This is a genomic window from Roseovarius sp. MMSF_3359 (genome assembly GCF_030733385.1).
Lineage (GTDB): Bacteria > Pseudomonadota > Alphaproteobacteria > Rhodobacterales > Rhodobacteraceae > Roseovarius.
Genome location: NZ_JASHJC010000001.1, coordinates 439,044 through 458,145, shown reverse-complemented (window position 1 = coordinate 458,145; position 19,102 = coordinate 439,044). Strand labels below are relative to the sequence as shown.

Sequence of the window (19,102 nt, the reverse complement as noted above, 5' to 3'; positions counted from 1 at the left end):
GCTCGATAACGCGCTGCGGCCCCGCCCATACGGCCCCTTCGGCAATTCGTGATTGCGCGACAAGCCTGCACATTGCAATCTGGACTTGAAACCATGCCGAAACCTGACATAGGCACGGCCAACAATATAGTTTAATATTAAACTAAATAGCGGGAGAGTGATATGAACGACAGCCAGGAAAAGACTTTGCGTCAGGCGGCGCTGCAATATCACGAATTTCCGAAACCCGGTAAACTCGAAGTACGCGCGACCAAGCCGCTCGCCAACGGCCGCGACCTGGCGCGGGCTTATTCCCCCGGTGTGGCCGAGGCCTGTCTTGAGATCAAAGCCGATCCGGCGGAGGCCAGCCGGTACACCGCGCGCAGCAATCTCGTCGCCGTCGTGAGCAACGGTACTGCCGTCCTCGGCCTTGGCAATATCGGTGCGCTGGCCAGCAAACCGGTGATGGAGGGTAAGGCGGTTCTATTCAAGAAATTCGCGGGCATCGACTGCTTCGACATCGAGGTGGACGAAAATGATCCCGAAAAGCTGGCCGATATCGTCTGCGCGCTGGAGCCGACCTTTGGCGCGATCAACCTCGAAGATATAAAGGCCCCCGATTGCTTCATCGTCGAAAAGCTCTGCCGCGAACGGATGAACATCCCCGTGTTCCACGACGATCAGCATGGCACCGCCATTGTCGTTGGCGCCGCGGCCCACAATGCGCTACACGTTGCGGGCAAGAAGTTCGAGGATATCAAGATCGCCTCGACCGGGGGCGGCGCGGCCGGGATCGCCTGCCTCAACATGCTTCTGAAACTCGGCGTCAAACGCGAGAACATCTTTCTCTGCGACATTCACGGGCTGGTCTACAAGGGCCGGACCGAGGACATGAACCCGCAGAAGGAGGCGTTTGCCCAAGCTACCGACATGCGCACGCTGGATGAGGTGATCGAGGGGGCCGATCTCTTCCTCGGGCTCTCGGGTCCCAACGTACTCAAACCCGAGATGGTTGCCAAAATGGCCGATCGCCCGATCATCTTCGCGCTGGCCAACCCCACGCCCGAAATCATGCCCGACGAGGCCCGCAAGGTGGCCCCCGATGCGATCATCGCCACCGGGCGCAGCGATTTTCCGAACCAGGTCAACAACGTCCTCTGCTTCCCTTTCATCTTCCGTGGCGCGCTTGATGTCGGGGCGACGCAGATCAACGACCAGATGCAGGTCGCCTGCGTCGAAGGCATCGCCGCGCTGGCCCGCGCGACGACAAGTGCCGAGGCCGCCGCTGCCTACCAGGGGGAGCAACTGACCTTCGGGGCGGATTACCTGATCCCCAAACCCTTTGACCCGCGCCTGTCGGGGATCGTGTCGACCGCCGTGGCCAAAGCCGCGATGGAGACTGGCGCGGCGACCCGCCCGCTTGAAGATCTTGAGGCGTACAAAGAGAAACTCGACGCTTCGGTCTACAAATCCGCGCTTTTCATGCGCCCCGTTTTCGAAGCCGCGGCAAAGGTCGCCCGCCGCATCGTCTTTGCCGAGGGCGAAGATGAGCGGGTCTTGCGGGCGGCGCAGGCCATTCTCGAAGAGACCAGCGAGCAACCGATCCTGATCGGGCGGCCCAAGGTGATCGAGCAGCGGTGCGAGCGGCTGGGCCTCGAAATCCGGCCGGAGCGCGACTTCAGCATCGTCAACCCCGAGGATGACCCGCGCTATCGCGACTATTGGGGCAGCTATCACGAGATCATGAAGCGCCGCGGCGTGACACCCGATCTGGCCCGGGCCGTGATGCGCACGAACTCGACCGCCATTGCCGCCGTGATGGTGCACCGCAACGAGGCCGACAGCCTGATCTGCGGGACGTTCGGCGAATACCGCTGGCACCTGAACTACGTGAACCAGGTCCTGGGCAACGAGAAGCTGCATCCGCAGGGGGCGCTGTCGATGATGATCCTCGAGGACGGGCCGCTCTTTATCGCGGACACCCATGTGCGAACCTTCCCCGACCCCGAGTTCCTGACCGAAGCTGCCATTGGGGCCGCCCGTCATGTGCGGCGTTTCGGTGTCGAGCCCAAGATTGCCTTCTGTTCAAAATCGCAGTTTGGCAACCAGGGCGAGGATTCGGGCAAGCGATTGCGCGCGACACTGGCGTTGCTCGACAGTGAGCCCCGCGATTTCTGCTATGAGGGCGAAATGAATGTCGATGCCGCGCTCGACGAAGAGTTGCGCGCGCGGCTTTTGCCCGACAACCGGATGGAAGGGGCGGCCAATGTCCTGATCTTTTCCAACGCCGACGCGGCCTCGGGCGTGCGCAACATCCTCAAGATGAAGGGCGGCGGGCTGGAGGTTGGTCCGATCCTGATGGGCATGGGCAACAGGGCGCATATCGTGACGCCTTCGATCACCGCGCGCGGGTTGCTCAACATGGCGGCCATCGCCGGGACGCCGGTCGATCATTACGGCTGAAGGGCGCGCGCGATTCTGGCACTGGGTTTGCACCTAAGAGTTAGCAAATTTGCAAAAACCTGCGACACCAACTGCAAATCCCCCTGAAATTCGGGGGTTTGCAAAAATATTCAGGTCTATTTTCTCCGCCTTGCAAATTATTGCGCCAAACGGTCGCTGCTAACGGTAACTTTCTTGTCGCGCATCCCGGTCTTCTCGTAACAGTATGCAATGGTATTACCGGAGGAGGAAATCATGGCCTACAGCGACATCTATGAGGGATGGAAGAAGGATCCCGAAGGTTTCTGGATGCAGGCGGCCGAAGCCATCGACTGGATCCAAAAGCCTTCCAAGGCCCTGTTTGACGACAATGCGCCGCTCTACGAATGGTTCAACGATGGGGTGGTCAATACCTGCTATAACGCGGTGGACCGTCACGTGGAGGCCGGCAAGGCCGATCAAACCGCCATCATCTATGACAGCCCGATCACCGGCAAGAAAGACAAGATCAGCTATGGCGAGTTGCAGACCCGTGTTGCATCGCTGGCCGGGGCGCTGCGCGAAAAAGGCGTGGAAAAGGGCGACCGCGTCATCATCTACATGCCGATGGTGCCGCAGGCGCTGGAAGCGATGCTGGCCTGTTCCCGGCTGGGTGCGATCCATTCGGTCGTCTTCGGCGGGTTTGCCGCCAATGAGCTGGCCGTCCGGATCGACGATGCTGAGCCCAAGGCGATCATCGCCGCCTCCTGCGGGCTGGAGCCGGGGCGGGTCGTCGATTACAAGCCGCTGCTCGATGGTGCGATCGACATGGCCACGCACAAGCCGGATCTCTGCGTCATCCTGCAACGCGACGAGCACCGCGCCGACCTGACACCGGGCCGCGATCACGACTGGTACGCAGTGCAGGAGGGCGTGACCCCCGCCGACTGCGTCCCGGTCGAGGGCAATCACCCGGTCTATATCCTCTACACCTCCGGTACGACCGGCGCGCCCAAGGGCGTTGTGCGTCCCACGGGCGGCCACCTAGTGGCCCTGAACTGGACGATGAAGAACATCTATCAGGCCGATCCCGGCGATGTGTTCTGGGCCGCGTCCGATGTGGGTTGGGTCGTGGGACACAGCTATATCTGCTACGCGCCGCTCATCCATGGCAACACCACCGTCGTCTTCGAGGGCAAGCCAATCGGCACCCCCGATGCCGGGACGTTCTGGCGGGTTATCAGCGAACATAACGTGCGCAGTTTTTTCACCGCCCCCACGGCCCTGCGTGCGATCAAGCGGGATGACCCGAAAGGGGAGCTCATAAAGGATTACGACATCTCCTGTCTGCGCGCGCTTTACCTTGCGGGCGAACGGGCCGACCCGGACACGATCGAATGGGCGCAGGACACGATGCAGGTGCCGGTCTATGACCACTGGTGGCAGACCGAAACCGGATACACCATTGTCGGCAACCCTGCGGGGATCGAGGCGCTGCCGGTCAAGATCGGCTCACCCACCGTGCCGATGCCGGGCTATGACGTGCAAATTCTGGATGAGGGCGGCCACCCGAACGGACCAAACGAATTGGGCGCAATCGCGGTCAAACTGCCCCTGCCCCCGGGGACGCTGCCGACGCTATGGAATGCCGAGGACCGGTACCGCAAATCCTACCTCAAGACTTTCCCCGGCTATTACGAGACCGGCGATGCGGGCATGATCGACGAGGACGGATACCTCTATATCATGGCGCGCACCGATGACGTCATCAACGTCGCGGGCCATCGCCTTTCGACTGGCGGGATGGAGGAAGTATTGGCCGGCCACCCGGAGGTCGCAGAATGCGCGGTGATCGGTGTGAGCGATCAGCTCAAAGGCCAACTGCCGGTGGGTTTCCTCTGCCTCAACAAGGGCTCGGCCAGCAGTGACGAGGATGTTGCCCGCGAATGTGTCAAGCTGGTGCGGGAAAAGATCGGCCCGGTGGCAGCCTTCAAACTTGCTGTCGTCGTGGACCGTTTGCCCAAGACACGCTCCGGCAAGATCCTGCGCGGCACGATGGTCAGCATTGCGGATGGCAAGGACTACAAGATGCCGGCGACGATTGACGACCCGGTCATCCTGGACGAGATCCGGGATGCGCTGCAGGGCATCGGCTACGCGAAATCATAAAGACACGGAAAAAGGGTGGCGCATCGACTGCGCCACCCTGACCCCACACCCGGTGCCTCAGAAGGTTTTCGCAAACGAATCCAGTTCGCGTTCGGCTTCATCCTTGGCCATTCCGTATTTCTGTTGCAGCAAACCGACCAACCGTTCCCGGTTTCCTTCGGCCTCCTGTATTTCGTCATCGGTCAGCTCGCCCCACTTCGCCTTGGCCGCGCCGGTGAATTCTTTCCAGTTGCCTTCGATCGTATCCCAATTCATGAACTCTCTCTCTTTTCTCTGCATATGACCGCGGCTGACGGGGTGGCCGGCATCCGCGCTTGCTTGTGTCAAATCAACGGTGGAGAACGCAGATTGTTCCGCAAAAGATGCCGACAGCGGCCGCGCATATGCGGCAGGGCAATGAAAAAGCCCCCGCGCCTGACGGAAGCGCGGGGGCATCTGCCCGATCTACTAGAAAACGCGACTACGGCGTGAAAAGGTCGTGCACCCCATGCAGGATACTCTGGGACAAACTCGCAGCCGTACGCTGTAGGAACTCGAACACAATACCATGGCTGTGGTTTGCATCAGAAGGGACGACCGAACTTGCCAAAATCAGCACTGATAACATCACGGCCTTCACGTTATTATTCCGGCGCATTTCCCCACCCAGTTTTTTGATGCGTAGTCTTTTATTCAACACGTATCGGGTGGCGGCAAATTGCCTGCGAAGCCCACAGACAGGCAATAACAAATGATTGTTATTGGATAACAAGACCGTATCCATTTGACCTGAAACGATTCTTTAAAAATCAAGTTTTTTCGGGCTTAGACGAACTGCTCGCGGATAAGGCGCTCTTCCAGGCCGTGGCCCGGGTCGAACAGGATCCGATGCGCGATGCTCGGCTCGGATCTGATCTCGACCCAAAGCACCTGCCGGACCGACCGGCTGTCCGCGTCGGCCATCACGGGCCGTTTCTTGGGATTGATGACGTCAAACCGCACGGTCGCCGTCTTGGGCAAAAGCGCCCCGCGCCACCGCCGGGGCCGGAACGCCGCCACCGCCGTCAAGGCCAGGACATCTGATCCGATCGGCAGGATCGGGCCATGGGCGCTGTAGTTATAGGCGGTCGATCCGGCCGGTGTCGCCAGGAGCGCCCCGTCGCAGACCAACTCGTCAAGACGCAGATGCCCGTCGATGGTGATCCGCAACTTGGCCGCTTGCGGTCCGCCGCGCAGCAGCGACACCTCGTTGATCGCCAGCGCCTCGTGCATCGTGCCATCGACGCTTTTTGCGGTCATCGCCAGCGGGTTGATGACCTCTTCGATCGCCGCATTCAGGCGCTCGGGCAGGTCATCCTTGCTGTAGGTGTTCATCAGGAAACCAACCGTGCCGCGATTCATGCCATAGACCGGCGCGTTCAGGCCTTGCGTCCGGTGCAGCGTCTGCAGCATCAAGCCGTCCCCGCCAAGCGCCACGATCACTTCGGCCTCTTCCTCGGGCACATTACCGTATCGTTTGGCCAAAACGTCATGCGCTTTGCGCGCTGAGGCAACGTCGCTTGCGACAAACGCGATCTTGCTGGTCATGTCGGGCGTTCCTGTTTCCAAAGCGCATCGAGTGGTTCCGATCGAACCACAAGTTGCCCTGCTGTACCAGTGTTGACGGACCTGCGGGTGGAAATGTCGCTTTATAGACTTACAACCTCACCATGTTTCCTATAGGAAATCCCGCAACTGCAACCCATTTCGGAGCTTACGCCCATGTCTGATTCTGGATTTTTCACTGAATCCCTCGCCTCGCGCGACCCCGAACTCTATGGCTCGATCACCGACGAGCTTGGCCGCCAGCGCGATGAGATCGAACTGATCGCGAGCGAAAACATCGTGTCCGCCGCTGTCATGGAAGCCCAGGGCAGCGTGATGACCAACAAATACGCCGAAGGCTATCCGGGGCGTCGGTATTATGGCGGGTGCCAATACGTGGACGTCGCCGAAAACCTGGCCATCGACCGTGCCAAGCAACTTTTCGGGTGCGAATTTGCCAACGTGCAGCCCAATTCCGGCAGCCAGGCCAACCAGGGTGTGTTCCAGGCGCTGCTGCAACCCGGCGACACGATCTTGGGCATGAGCCTCGACGCGGGCGGTCACCTGACCCATGGCGCCGCACCGAACCAGTCGGGCAAGTGGTTCAATGCCGTGCAATATGGTGTTCGCAAGCAGGATAACCTGCTGGACTACGACCAGGTACAGGAACTGGCCAACGAACATCAGCCCAAGATGATCATCGCTGGTGGCTCCGCCATCCCGCGTCAGATCGACTTTGCCAAGATGCGTGAGATTGCCGACAGCGTTGGCGCCTACCTGCATGTTGACATGGCCCACTTTGCCGGTCTCGTTGCCGCGGGCGAGCATCCCTCACCCTTCCCGCACGCGCATGTGGCAACCACGACCACCCACAAGACCCTGCGCGGCCCGCGCGGCGGGATGATCGTGACCAATGATGAGACTATCGCCAAGAAGGTCAATTCGGCCATTTTCCCCGGCATTCAGGGCGGCCCGCTCATGCATGTCATCGCCGCCAAGGCCGTGGCCTTTGGCGAGGCACTGCGCCCCGAATTCAAGACCTACATGAAGCAGGTCCGCGCCAATGCCGAAGCTCTGGCCGATCAACTGATCAAGGGCGGCCTCGACATCGTGACCGGCGGCACCGACACCCATGTCATGCTGGTCGATCTGCGCCCCAAGAAGGTGACCGGCAACATCACCGATGCCGCCCTGGGCCGCGCCCATATCACCACCAACAAGAACGGCATCCCGTTTGACCCGGAAAAGCCGACCGTGACATCGGGCATTCGCCTCGGCACTCCTGCAGGCACGACACGCGGCTTCAAGGAAGCCGAGTTCCGTCAGATCGCCGACTGGATCGTTGAAGTGGTCGACGGTCTGGCCGCCAATGGTCCCGACGGCAACGGCGCGGTCGAGGAGAAGGTCCGTGGCGAAGTGGCGGAGATGTGCGCACGCTTCCCGCTTTACCCGAACCTCTGATCCGGCCTGAGGATCGAAAGACACCCGCGCGGCCCCGGCTGCGCGGGTTTTTCATTGGCCATCCTGGTCTTATCGCGCCGCACCGGGTTGGCGCCTCAGATAAAGCCCTGCCATCTCATCAGCAAAAGGATGGCGGCCAGCAGCAGGATGAGGTTAAAGACCGCGCTTCCCAGAATGCCCAGGATAATCCCCTTGCGGCGATCCACTGGATCGACCGTGCGCAGATAGGCCGAGACCTCCCGGAACGCCGCATCCAGCGCCCTGTCATCCCGCAACCGTGCCAATTTGGGGTGCGCGGCCATCTCCTCCGCCCGGGTGATGACCTGCCCAGCCCGCCGGACGCGGCGTGGCAGGCGCCGACCCGCCCGGGCCAGTCGCTTTTGCAGGTTTTTTCCGCGGACCCCAAGCCTGGCCTGCAACTGCTCTTCGAGCTTCGCCACGCGGGTTTGTAATGTCGCCAATTCGGTCATCTCTTTCCCCCGATGTCGAGCTTAGAGCGCCGGGTGCCAGAGCTCAATGGGGCTGGCCCTCGGCCCGGCCGCCTTGTATCACCTTTCCCATGTTGAACATGATTTTAAATGGCACCCCGACGGAGCAGCCCGGCCTTTTGATTGCCCACGGCCTTTATGGGTCGGGCCGCAATTGGGGCGTGATCGCCAAGCGCCTGTCGGACACCCGGCAGGTCGTCGCGGTCGACATGCGCAACCACGGCCAAAGCGACTGGACCGACACGCATTCCTATGAGGAACTTGCCCAGGACCTGGCCGAAGTCATCGACCACCTCGAAGGTCCGTTCGATGTGATGGGCCATTCGATGGGGGGCAAGGCGGCCATGGTGCTGGCTTTGCGGCAACCGGCGCTGGTGAACCGGCTGATCGTCGCGGATATCGCGCCGGTGACCTACACCCACACGCAGATGCCCTTTATCGATGCGATGAAATCCGTGGACCTGGAGCGCATCGAAAAACGCTCCGACGCGACAGAGCAACTGGAGCCACATGTCGATGACCCGCAATTGATCTCTTTCTTCCTTCAATCCCTCGACGTGAAGAACCGGCGCTGGATCCTGAACCTGGACACCTTGGCACGGGAAATGCCCGGGATCATGTCTTTCCCGGACATGACGAGCCGTTTCGATGGACCGACGCTATTCCTTTCAGGCGCGTTGTCGGATTATGTGCAGTCCGACCACCGACCGGGCATCAAACGCCTCTTCCCCAAGGCCCAGTTTGCCAAGATACCGGGCGCAGAACACTGGCTTCACGCGCAGAAACCCCGTGAATTCGAAGCGGCAATCCGCGCCTGGCTGGGGTGATGAACGAACCGGCTATTCCCGCCACAACCGCCGCGCCACGAGCCAACTGACAGGGAACCCGCCAAGGAAGCCGAGAGCGGCAGCAAAGGTGATGGCCATCCACCCGTCATTGCCCGTGACAAGCGCCGCGATAATGGCGGTCCCGGCGAGGGTGGAGCCGATGAAGAGATGCAAGATCAGGGCAAGGCGAAACATGATGAACCTCATGAGATGCTCGTGGTTGCGCATTTCGGCGCCACCTTGCGGCAGGTTCGGGAACGATGCCTTGATATGGATCAGACGCCCCGGATTGATGTGCCCCATGCGCCACAATCATTAGAGGTTCGCGGCCAATCTAGCGGAAAAATGATGCTGCACCGCGACATATTGTTGATCTGATCGGTCACTGGGTGTAGGTCTTGACCCACAGGTGCATAGACGCGGTCGCATCAACTGACGGCGGGGTCCGGTTTGCCAAAGGCAGGCGGACCCCGTTTTCGTTTTCCATCCCTGTCGAAGATGCTTCGCCGGAATCGGATAAGGCGCCAGGTGCTCAGACGCGGTCCTCGCATTGCGGCCGAAGCCACACCCTGACGCCTACCCGAACATACCAACCCCGAAGGGCGGCAGCCCGTGCTGCGATGAACCCGAAGGCCCACCACTGCCTCACCCTGTTCGAAAACAAAGATCGGCGGCGCGTCACCACGCCCGAGGGCGCAGATCGGCAATGCCATTCCATCTCCGAAGACATGGACCGGCGGTGCCGCACCGAACCCGAAGGCCGGATTGGCGTGCTCTGACCCAGGTCAATCCGGCGAAATCCAGAACCCCGAAGGGCTCAAAATCCTGCCTGATCTCCCTTGGACCCCGACGCTGGGCCGATAACCCGAAGGCCCGTTTCCCAGTGCCAAGACCCCGAGGGGTCGTCGCGTACCGCGCTGGTTAATGAAAACCGTTGCGATGACTTGAGGTTCGCCGCAACACCCTTGTCACGCAAGAAAAAATTACCCCCGAGATGAAATTTCTTGGGGATAAGATATTGGATTAATTGGGGAAATCCCTGTGGATAAGTGGGTTTTCCGATTTGTTTCGGCAGTGTTACGTGAGTGGTGATTTCTTGCCACCGCCGGACGTCGAAAAACCCGACCTCCCCCCATTGTCGGTCATCCCTGTGACGTCACACCGGCCCAACACCGGCGCGACAGGCTCAATTTCGCATCAATCGCCTTCTGACGATTCGCCGCCGCTCTCAGCGCGCCTGCAGCTGATAGATGATGCGCTCACGAAACGGGGCGATCTTCGCGTCATCCGGATGCGGTGCCATTTTGGCCTTCGCCAGTCCGGGCAATGCGGGTTGGCGGCGCTTCAACACTTTCAACGCCGCCAGTCGACGCTCTCGCGCGACTGATACATAGTCAACATTCATACTCGTTACGTTCCCATACCAGTAAGTTTACAGCCTTCGCATTTTGTGTCGAAATTGCGGCAAAATGAATAGATTTGTTAGAAACTGTTTGTTTCCCCGCGCGAAATGATGGGGCCGCGCGCAGGCTGATTTATATATTTGGAACAATAGATTAGCCCGGCATCCTTTGTTTTTGGGTCCTGCCCGTTTTCACCTGTCGCGGGACAAGGGCCGGGGTTTTCGCCCAAATGTGGCCGGAATATGACGCGGCTTGGACGGCTGTCCCGCGTCGGAAATTATTGTGGGAAACGTCCACAATCATACCAAATCGGGCTTCGGCTGACGCGGGAGATGTGTTAAGGAAAGCCACCTTTCGCAGGAAACAGGCCGCGGCGAAGGGGCAACAAGGCGGGCGAAAACCGCCGGACGACTGCGTTATGAGAGTGAGGAGAGCTGCCATGAAAACGAAATTCTGGATCGCCATGGGCGTGATTGTCGGGACGGTCGGGCTTCAGGCCTGCGCGCCGGTGGTGATTGCCGGGGCCGGCGCCGCCGCCGTGGTGGTGGCCGATGACCTGGCCGAGAAAGACGGCGACGAAGGCCTCTTCTGAGGCCCAACAACGATTGGAGCAGGGCCACCCCCGCCCGAGAATGATGGCCCAAGAGGCCGAGGAGAGCTGACATGACATCGAAACTGTGGATCGCCCTAACCCTGCTGACCGGAAGCCTGAGCATCACCGCCTGCGCTCCCGCCGTTGTTGGCGCGGCGGCCGTGGGGGCCACGGGCGTCATCCTGACGGACAAAGCAATCGAGGAAGAAAACGGCGGCGACGGGATTTTCTGATCGCCGATTTACTCCAGCCCAAGCATATCCTTGGCCTTGGCGAGCGCATCGACCGAGGCCTGATGATCGCCAGAACCATGCAACCGCTCGCCCTCATCGCGCAGCGCCTTGACCTCGGCCAGCTCCGCGTCAGACAGCGACGTACCTGCCTCAAGCGCGGCGTCGATCTTGCCCATATCCGCCGGACACTGGAACGCAAAGGCCGCCCCGGCGGTCAGGATGAAAGCAAGGCTGAGTGAAAGTCTTTTCATGGCGTAATCCTCCTTTTGAATGTCTGGAATGGTAGCATGGCGGGACAAAATCCGCAGCGATCCCGCTAGGCGCCGACACTTGAGGCGATTGTCCGCTCAACAGGTGCGCGCCGGTGCGAGGGCGGCTAGGCAAACCGTCCGGGGGACGGTTCCTGGCGGGTGCGGGTGAGTTTTTGGGCCTGGTGCGGGGGCGAGAGGGCGACGCGTGAATACCACCAACCTTACATGTGCTTCTTAAGAACTTTTTTCATCTGAGCCAGTTTTGAATAATCAACATCAGCAGACTGGTCCATGGCGGAATCAACTGCCAATAGTAGGTTGCCGACGGCAACACATTGTATGTCGTTATCTGTAACTCGATAGGTCCGAAATTTTTTTGGACTATTGTGGTACGTTATTACGATTTCGCTACCGTGGTATCCCCTTTCTCTTAACAGTTCTAAACCTGTTACCGCCGCTGCACGAGACCAGTTAAAGTTAGCCATACCGCGCGCAGTGAGTGAAGAACACATTCTAAGCAATTCGGTGGCTCGAATTGGTTTAGCCTTATCAGCGGCAAAAATAATCTCGTCGTTTGTTTTGCCTATCTGGTAGCGAAGAACACCTCGGCAATTAGTGTTTTGAAGCGCTTCAAATACTGGGAAAAAATCGACGTCTGAGGCGTAAAGCTCTATCTCATCCGCTATTCCGTTAAGTGCAAATTGCATTGCGTCTGTCGCCAGCAAAATATCAACACCTTTTTGCACACGGGTACCATCCCTAAGGCGGAATCTGCTGATGCCATCTCTAACATGATAGCCTTCCTGAGTACGAATCGTGTTCAATTCCGCCTTTTTGTTTTCTAACTCTGTTTTGTATTCAGCCTCACTCTGTTTGGCTTTTTTTGCAGGTAAAGCGTCGTAGTAAAAGACCCGACGCGCATCGCCTTTGAGGGCATGCCAACCGATATCTGCGAAGATATCGAAACCAACCTCTTTTGAGTATTCACTACAAAGACGCTCGAAAAAAGCGCCGTCTATCATGATTATTTTTGTCAAGTTTTCTGACTTTTCTTTGGTTCGCGATATTATTGGACGAGTAATCCCCCGTACTATTGGCCGTACAATACTAGACGACTTAGCCATCGCTCATCCATCTTCGATAGCATGCAGTATCAACGCAACCGGGAGCGGCCGCAATTGGCTTCGCCAATCGCTTTCCCGCACGCACCCTAAAAATGGCCAGCTTAGCTGTCCATTTTTAGGGCGGAGATAAACGCCTCTTGCGGGATGTCGACCTTCCCGAACTGGCGCATCTTCTTTTTCCCCGCCTTCTGCTTCTCGAGCAGTTTCTTCTTCCGGGTGGCGTCGCCGCCGTAGCATTTCGCGGTTACGTCCTTGCGCATGGCCGATAGGGTCTCGCGGGCGATGACCTTGCCGCCGATGGCCGCCTGGATCGGGATTTTGAACATGTGGCGGGGGATGAGGTCTTTGAGCTTTTCGACCATCGCGCGCCCACGGGTTTCGGCCCGGTCGCGGTGGACCATCATGCTCAGCGCATCGACGGGCTCTTCGTTCACCAGCACCGACATCTTCACGAGGTTATCCTCGCGATACCCGGTCATCTGGTAGTCAAAGCTGGCGTACCCCTTGGTGACCGATTTCAGGCGGTCGTAGAAGTCGAACACGACCTCGTTCAGCGGCAGGTCATAAACCGTCATCGCGCGGCTGCCGGCATAGGTCAGGTCGAGCTGTATCCCGCGGCGTTCCTGGCAGAGTTTCAGCACATCGCCCAGGTACTCGTCGGGGACCAGGATCGTGGCCTTGATGCGCGGCTCCTCCAAATGGTCCACATGTGTCAGGTCGGGCATGTCGGCGGGGTTGTGCAGTTCGATCTGCGAGCCGTCGCGCATGTAGACGTGATAGACGACCGACGGCGCGGTAGTGATGAGCTCGATATCGTATTCGCGCTCGATCCGGTCGCGGATGACCTCAAGGTGCAAAAGCCCGAGGAAGCCACAGCGGAAGCCGAAGCCAAGCGCGGCGGAGGTTTCCATTTCAAAGGAAAAGCTCGCGTCGTTCAGCGCCAGTTTGTCGATCGCATCGCGGAGGTCTTCGAATTCGGCGCTGTCCACGGGGAAGAGGCCGCAGAAGACGACGGGCTGCGAAGGTTTGAAGCCCGGCAGCGCCTCGGTCGTACCCTTTTTCTCATGGGTGATCGTGTCGCCGACGCGGGTGTCGCGGACTTGTTTGATCGAGGCGGTTAGAAAGCCGATTTCACCGGGGCCAAGCTCGGCAATATCCGCGCGTTCCGGTTTGAAGACGCCGATACGGTCGACATGGTGGACCGACCCGTTCGACATCATCTTGACCCGGTCGCCCTTTTTCAACACGCCGTCCATGATGCGGACCAGGACGATCACGCCGAGATAGGCGTCGTACCAGCTATCGACCAGCATGGCTTTCAAGGGCGCATCGCGGTCGCCCTTAGGCGCGGGCAAATCGCGTACGATGGCCTCGAGCGTTTCGCGGATGCCGACGCCGGTCTTGGCGCTGACCTGGATGGCGCCGGTGGCATCGATGCCGATCACGTCCTCGATCTGTTCGGCCACCCGGTCGCAATCGGAGGCGGGCAGGTCGATCTTGTTCAGCACCGGCACGATTTCGTGGTCGGCGTCGATGGCCTGATACACGTTCGCCAGCGTCTGCGCCTCGACCCCTTGCGTGCTGTCCACGACGAGCAGCGAGCCCTCGACCGCGCGCATCGACCGGCTGACCTCGTAGGCGAAGTCCACATGGCCGGGCGTGTCGATGAGGTTGAGCACGTAGGTCTCACCATCCTCGGCCTGGTAGTCGATCCGCACGGTGTTGGCCTTGATCGTGATGCCCCGTTCCCGCTCGATATCCATACTATCGAGCAACTGCTCTTTCATGTCCCGATCCGCCACCGTATTGGTGGATTGGATCAGGCGGTCGGCCAGCGTGGATTTCCCGTGGTCGATATGGGCGACGATGGAGAAATTGCGGATGTGAGAGAGGTCTGTCATGGATTGGGGATATGTAGGGGAAATGCGGGTTGGTCAAGGTGGGTTGAACTGGTGGGCGCAGTGGATACCCTAGCCCTAGGCTTATGAAAGAAAAGTTTTGCCAATTGAAACGCCGGAAGAGTTTAGTGAGTGGCTAGAGGAGCAGCCACATGAGACCTGCTTATTGATCGCTGTTCGCGCTGCATTGCGAGTCTTTCCGATTGCCATTCACACGTACAAAGTAGGGGCAGAGAACGAACGCGTTGCATTATTGATCGCCAGGGCGTTGCTTACCGCTGGCGTAGCTTCAGTTTTGAAATCTCGTGCGATTTCCCTCGCCTCCAAGGCTGCTGAGAACGCTGCGGATCAGGGTGCAGATGCTTCACACGAAGCGGGCATGGCGACCATATCCGCTGTGACTGCTGCCTCTTCTACTTCTAGTAGCCGCATTGCAGAAGCCAATTTTGCTGTAGAATACTCGATTGATGCCACCCTTAACGTTACCCGACTTGAGAATAATGCCACCAGAGAAAAATCTGCCCAGGTGACTCGCACAGCCGCATATTCAGATGCAGAAATTCCGTTCACATCACTGCTTAAAATCCCGGTTTGGCATGAACCGGAAGAACCGGATTGGCTAGCCACCTATCTGAAATCCAGCATCAGATTGCTTGAAAGCGGATCCAACTGGCCATTCTGGCGTGAATGGTATCAGGGTTTTGTTGATGGTAATCCAATGGATTGGGAGCTCCAGCGGCGTGTTGCGCTGATCGCTGATCCGATCTGGGAGGTCGGACCGGAGGCGGTATCCGAAGAGATTGAAAGGATCAGAGCGCATTATACACTTGAGCGGGAGATTGCGAGGCTCAAGAAGCAGCTAAGGTCCTCCGCGACACTCGAGGCGAATGCCGATCGGCTCCACAATCAGCCGCCTGTGGCAATCGAAGATGAAGCAAAGGCCGCTGGCAACGAGATTAAGCTGATCTGGGATGAGCTCGTCGAGCTTGAGGCCGAGATTGCCAAACCGGAACCGTCGCCGGGCAAGCTCAGGCAGATTGCGCAGGCATTGTGGGATGTCTCCGTGCGCATCGGGAAATATTGCGGGTCGGTGGCGGATATCGTGATCAAGGAGTCCGCAAAGGAACTCGGCAAGACCGGCACGAAAGTTACAGTAGCGGCACTTGCTGCCACGACCGCCGCCCAGAACGAAAGCATTCAGTCGGTCGCCAGGGCGATCTGGAATTTCGTCAAGACATTGCCGCCGGGGTGAAGAATGAATTGAACCCCATCCTACGACGATTGCGAGAGCCGCGCGATTGCCAGACCGCGGGATGGCGGGCCAACATCAGTTCGTGGCATTTTATCTTTGCCAAGTCATTTTGGCCTCAAATGAAAATGCTAACCTCAGAAATCGCCAGCCCTTGCGGGCGGTCTGGCGATCGCGCGGCGGCCTGCGGCCTTGACACCGCGCGGGTTGGACATTCGGCTTGCGTGTCAGGCATTTCGTTCAGGGAAGTCGCGGCTTCGCGGGGGCAATGGGCTGTGCTACACTCCTCCCATAGTTGAAATTCATTTGGAGGGACGGTTATGCCGATCACTGGTTTTTTGAAAGTTCCGGACATTGCGGGAGAGAGCAAGCGGGCGGGGCATGAGGATGAGATCGACATTCACGGCATCGAGTGGGGCGTGGCGCAGAAGGCCAAGGCGGCGCGCCCCGGGAGCGGGCGGACGCGGCAGCGGGCGATTGTTTCGCCGCTGGAGGTGCACAAGTTCTATGATGCCAGTTCGCCCTATCTCGCGCTGGCCGCCATGCAGGGCAAGAGCTTTGACGAAATCGTCCTCAGCGTCCGGAAAGACAGTGGCGACGTGCATCTCGACTATCTGGTCATCACCCTGACCAATTGCGCGATCTCAGCCTATGGTCTCTTCAATGACGGCGTGGATGATCCGCTGACCACGATCAGCGAACGGGTATCGATCACCTTTGAGCAGGTCGCGGTCAAATACACGGTGCAGGCGGAGGATCATTCCGCAGGCGATGAACACGAGATCGAGTATGACGTGGCCGCCGGGGCCTGACACACGCCAACGGGCCGTCGTCCGAAAATAATCGCGTAAACGTCAGATTTATCTCTGATTTCTCGTGCTTTGGTCAATCTTTGACGCAAATCCATGGTCGAGTTTACGTATCCTGCGAGAAACAGGAGCAAGGATCCCGCTATGGATGGGTTTCACGACAGGTTGACGGCGATGCGCCGCGAATTTCACCGCGACCCCGAGTTGGGGTTTGACGAGGTGCGCACCAAGGCGAAAGTGGCCGAAACCCTGCGCGGGCTTGGCCTTGAGGTCCACGAGGGTGCGGGCGTGGTCGGTATCCTGCGCGCGGGCGGCGGTAACCGGGCCATCGGGTTGCGCGCGGACATGGATGCGCTGCCGATCCTTGAGACGAGCACCCATGATTACGCCTCGGAAAACCCCGGTGTCATGCATGCCTGCGGCCATGACGGGCATACCACGATGCTTCTTGGCGCGGCGGAACTCTTAAGCCAGTCGCATGATTACGACGGCACGGTCGTGTTTCTCTTTCAACCCAACGAAGAACATGGGCTGGGCGCGAGGGCAATGATTGACGAGGGGGTGCTGGAACGGTTTCCCATCGACGAGGTCTACGGCATTCACAACCTGCCCGGTGCGCCGGTGGGCCAGGTTTCTACCCGTGTCGGACAGATCTGCGCCAGCGAGAGCCTTTTCGAGATAGAGATCACCGGCAAGGGCGGCCATGCGTCGATGCCCCATGTGGGCGTGGATGCGATCACCGTGGGCGCCGAGATGGTCACCGCGTTGCAGACCATCGTTGCGCGCAAGATGGCGCCAAGCTGCGGCGCCGTGGTCTCGGTCACCGAGTTCATCACCGACGGGCAGCGTAATGTCCTGCCCGGGCATGCGGTCCTGAAGGGCGACGTGCGGGCGCGGGTGCCGGAAGATCGCGAAGCCGTGGCCGGTTTCATGCGCCAGATCACCGAGGGCATCGCCGCCGCACACGGTGTTGGTGTCGAGATGACGTTCAACACCGAGTTCATCGAAGCCATCAATGCCGAAGCGCCGACCGAAGCCGTCATCCGGGTTGCACAATCGCAGGGGTGCGAGACGATCCCGGACCGCCCCCCGATGAGCTTTTCCGAAGACTTCGCGCATTTCAGCGCCGCCGTGCCGGGGTGTTTCCTGCTGCTTGGCAATGGAACGGACGGCCCGCACGGGCAGCCCCTGCACGCCGCCGACTACGATTTCAATGACGACCTGCTCCCCATCGGGGCCGCCTTCTGGGCCGCACTGGTGCGGGACCGCCTGCCCCTCAAAAACGGATAGAGACATGACAACCCTTCTCCCCCCTGCCCGCCCTGCCCATGTCGCCGCCGCCCGCAAGACCGGCGATGCCGCCCTGCGCGTGTTGAGCCCCGAGGATTTTGCCACGGCCCGTGCGGAGATCACGCAATGGGACGGCTATGCGCCAACCCCGTTGATCTCTCTCGGCGCCCTGGCTTCCCGGATTGGCGTGGGAGAGATCCACTACAAGCACGAGGGGCCGCGCTTTGGCCTGGGCAGTTTCAAGGCGCTTGGCGGCTCCTATTCGGCACAGCGGGTGCTGCAGCGCGAGGTGTCGCACCGCCTTGGCCATGAGGTGAGCCTGTCAGATATCCGCGACGGCACCTATGCGGATACGGTGGCAGAGATCACGCTGGTCTCGGCCACCGATGGCAATCACGGCCGATCGCTTGCCTGGGGCTGTCAGCGGTATGGGGTGCCCTGCCGCATCTATATCCACGCCGAGGTGAGCGAGGGCCGCGCCGCAGCGATGCGTGAGCTTGGCGCAGATGTGATCCGCATCGACGGCGATTACGACGAGTCTGTCAGGCTGGCCAAGGACGAGGCCGAAGCCAATGGCTGGTTCGTGGTTTCCGACACGTCGTGGCCGGGCTATTCACTGCCACCGCGCGACGTGATGGCAGGGTACGGCGTGATGGTGCAGGAGATCTGCGATGCGATGCCTGAGGCTCCCACCCATGTGTTCCTTCAGGGCGGCGTTGGCGGGCTGGCCGCAGGCGTCGCAGCCGCGCTTCGGCAGTATTGGGGCGATACCGCGCCGCGCGTCATCATCGTGGAGCCCGAGCTCGCCGCCTGCCTCTTTGAGAGCGCCAAATCCGGGCAGGCCACGAATGTTGCCATCGCCGAAGAAACCATCATGGCGGGGCTTTCCTGCGGCGAGCCGTCAGAACTGGCCTGGGAAATCCTTGCCGAAGAGGCCGGCGATTTCCTGACCATCCCCGACACGCTTGTCGGGCCAACCGTGCGCCTGTTGGCGCGCCCGCTGGAGGGCGACCCTGACATTGAAGCCGGGGAAAGCGCCGTCGCCGGGTTGGCCGCGCTCATAGCCCTGCGGGAGAGTGCCGATCTCTCCGCCGATCTGGGCATCGACAACCGGTCCCGGGTGCTTCTGATCGGCTCCGAAGGTGTGACCGATCCCGAGATATTCGAGATGATCATGGAAGGTCGCGACGCAGCCTGACACCTCCTCCCCTTCCAGACAGGCCGCTATACTGCCCACCCCATCGGACACGAATTCGGCGCGGGGTGGGCATTTGACCGTGCCGGTCACAGATCACTGCTTGGACGGTTGGTTTAGGGCGTGAATTCATTTGGTCGCAATCAATTA

General features: G+C 59.8%; 18 protein-coding genes. 10 read left to right on the top strand and 8 right to left on the bottom strand.

Annotated elements, in window-relative coordinates; translation table 11 throughout:
• Nucleotides 1–162 precede the first annotated feature (162 nt).
• Both RBB29_RS02335 and prpE read left to right on the top strand, forming a co-directional pair.
• Complete coding sequence (locus RBB29_RS02335; protein WP_306116128.1) at nucleotides 163–2,442, top strand: NADP-dependent malic enzyme; 2,280 nt, start codon at nucleotides 163–165, stop codon at nucleotides 2,440–2,442.
• A gap of 234 nt (nucleotides 2,443–2,676) precedes the next feature.
• Entirely contained in the window at nucleotides 2,677–4,569 is a 1,893-nt protein-coding gene (gene prpE, locus RBB29_RS02330) for a propionate-CoA ligase PrpE (RefSeq protein WP_306116127.1), read from the top strand.
• A 57-nt stretch (nucleotides 4,570–4,626) separates the two neighbouring features.
• Here prpE and RBB29_RS22265 read toward each other — a convergent pair whose 3' ends face one another.
• Both RBB29_RS22265 and RBB29_RS02320 read right to left on the bottom strand, forming a co-directional pair.
• Nucleotides 4,627–5,004 (bottom strand): CsbD family protein, encoded by a 378-nt coding sequence (locus tag RBB29_RS22265; RefSeq protein WP_371931401.1) that lies wholly within the window; start codon nucleotides 5,002–5,004, stop codon nucleotides 4,627–4,629.
• A gap of 369 nt (nucleotides 5,005–5,373) precedes the next feature.
• The gene (locus RBB29_RS02320) at nucleotides 5,374–6,135 is read right to left on the bottom strand and encodes an NAD kinase (protein ID WP_306116125.1); all 762 of its coding nucleotides are present in this window, start codon (nucleotides 6,133–6,135) and stop codon (nucleotides 5,374–5,376) included.
• A 174-nt stretch (nucleotides 6,136–6,309) separates the two neighbouring features.
• Here RBB29_RS02320 and glyA point away from each other — a divergent pair, with 174 nt between their 5' ends.
• Entirely contained in the window at nucleotides 6,310–7,593 is a 1,284-nt protein-coding gene (gene glyA, locus RBB29_RS02315; RefSeq protein WP_306116124.1) for a serine hydroxymethyltransferase, read from the top strand.
• A 95-nt stretch (nucleotides 7,594–7,688) separates the two neighbouring features.
• Here glyA and RBB29_RS02310 read toward each other — a convergent pair whose 3' ends face one another.
• Nucleotides 7,689–8,063 (bottom strand): hypothetical protein, encoded by a 375-nt coding sequence (locus RBB29_RS02310; protein ID WP_306116123.1) that lies wholly within the window; start codon nucleotides 8,061–8,063, stop codon nucleotides 7,689–7,691.
• A gap of 89 nt (nucleotides 8,064–8,152) precedes the next feature.
• On the opposite strand from RBB29_RS02310, the gene RBB29_RS02305 reads away from it, so the two are divergent.
• Nucleotides 8,153–8,908 (top strand): alpha/beta fold hydrolase, encoded by a 756-nt coding sequence (locus RBB29_RS02305; RefSeq protein WP_306116122.1) that lies wholly within the window; start codon nucleotides 8,153–8,155, stop codon nucleotides 8,906–8,908.
• A 12-nt stretch (nucleotides 8,909–8,920) separates the two neighbouring features.
• Here RBB29_RS02305 and RBB29_RS22260 read toward each other — a convergent pair whose 3' ends face one another.
• Together RBB29_RS22260 and RBB29_RS02295 are read right to left on the bottom strand one after the other, a co-directional pair.
• Nucleotides 8,921–9,211 (bottom strand): hypothetical protein, encoded by a 291-nt coding sequence (locus RBB29_RS22260; RefSeq protein WP_371931400.1) that lies wholly within the window; start codon nucleotides 9,209–9,211, stop codon nucleotides 8,921–8,923.
• 925 nt (nucleotides 9,212–10,136) lie between these two features.
• Nucleotides 10,137–10,313 (bottom strand): hypothetical protein, encoded by a 177-nt coding sequence (locus RBB29_RS02295; protein ID WP_306116120.1) that lies wholly within the window; start codon nucleotides 10,311–10,313, stop codon nucleotides 10,137–10,139.
• A gap of 437 nt (nucleotides 10,314–10,750) precedes the next feature.
• Between RBB29_RS02295 and RBB29_RS02290 the strand changes: the two genes are divergently transcribed.
• Complete coding sequence (locus RBB29_RS02290) at nucleotides 10,751–10,903, top strand: hypothetical protein (RefSeq protein WP_306116119.1); 153 nt, start codon at nucleotides 10,751–10,753, stop codon at nucleotides 10,901–10,903.
• A 71-nt stretch (nucleotides 10,904–10,974) separates the two neighbouring features.
• Nucleotides 10,975–11,136 (top strand): hypothetical protein, encoded by a 162-nt coding sequence (locus RBB29_RS02285; RefSeq protein WP_306116118.1) that lies wholly within the window; start codon nucleotides 10,975–10,977, stop codon nucleotides 11,134–11,136.
• Between the two features lie 8 nt (nucleotides 11,137–11,144).
• On the opposite strand, the gene RBB29_RS02280 is transcribed toward RBB29_RS02285, so the two are convergent.
• The 3 genes from RBB29_RS02280 to lepA form a co-directional block, all read right to left on the bottom strand.
• A complete protein-coding gene (locus RBB29_RS02280; RefSeq protein ID WP_306116117.1) occupies nucleotides 11,145–11,387 on the bottom strand; it encodes a hypothetical protein in 243 nt (80 codons plus the stop codon).
• A 221-nt stretch (nucleotides 11,388–11,608) separates the two neighbouring features.
• On the bottom strand, nucleotides 11,609–12,424 hold the full coding sequence (locus tag RBB29_RS02275) for an NYN domain-containing protein (RefSeq protein WP_306121098.1): 816 nt from the start codon (nucleotides 12,422–12,424) through the stop codon (nucleotides 11,609–11,611).
• A gap of 188 nt (nucleotides 12,425–12,612) precedes the next feature.
• Entirely contained in the window at nucleotides 12,613–14,412 is a 1,800-nt protein-coding gene (lepA, locus tag RBB29_RS02270) for a translation elongation factor 4 (protein ID WP_306116115.1), read from the bottom strand.
• 97 nt (nucleotides 14,413–14,509) lie between these two features.
• Here lepA and RBB29_RS02265 point away from each other — a divergent pair, with 97 nt between their 5' ends.
• From RBB29_RS02265 to RBB29_RS02250, 4 genes are all read left to right on the top strand, one after another.
• On the top strand, nucleotides 14,510–15,661 hold the full coding sequence (locus RBB29_RS02265) for a hypothetical protein (RefSeq protein ID WP_306116114.1): 1,152 nt from the start codon (nucleotides 14,510–14,512) through the stop codon (nucleotides 15,659–15,661).
• A gap of 317 nt (nucleotides 15,662–15,978) precedes the next feature.
• Nucleotides 15,979–16,470 (top strand): type VI secretion system tube protein Hcp, encoded by a 492-nt coding sequence (locus tag RBB29_RS02260; protein ID WP_306116113.1) that lies wholly within the window; start codon nucleotides 15,979–15,981, stop codon nucleotides 16,468–16,470.
• Between the two features lie 141 nt (nucleotides 16,471–16,611).
• Nucleotides 16,612–17,757, top strand: coding sequence for an amidohydrolase (locus tag RBB29_RS02255; protein WP_306116112.1), 1,146 nt, complete (start codon nucleotides 16,612–16,614; stop codon nucleotides 17,755–17,757).
• A 4-nt stretch (nucleotides 17,758–17,761) separates the two neighbouring features.
• Nucleotides 17,762–18,955 (top strand): diaminopropionate ammonia-lyase, encoded by a 1,194-nt coding sequence (locus tag RBB29_RS02250; RefSeq protein ID WP_306121097.1) that lies wholly within the window; start codon nucleotides 17,762–17,764, stop codon nucleotides 18,953–18,955.
• The last annotated feature ends 147 nt before the right edge of the window (nucleotides 18,956–19,102 follow it).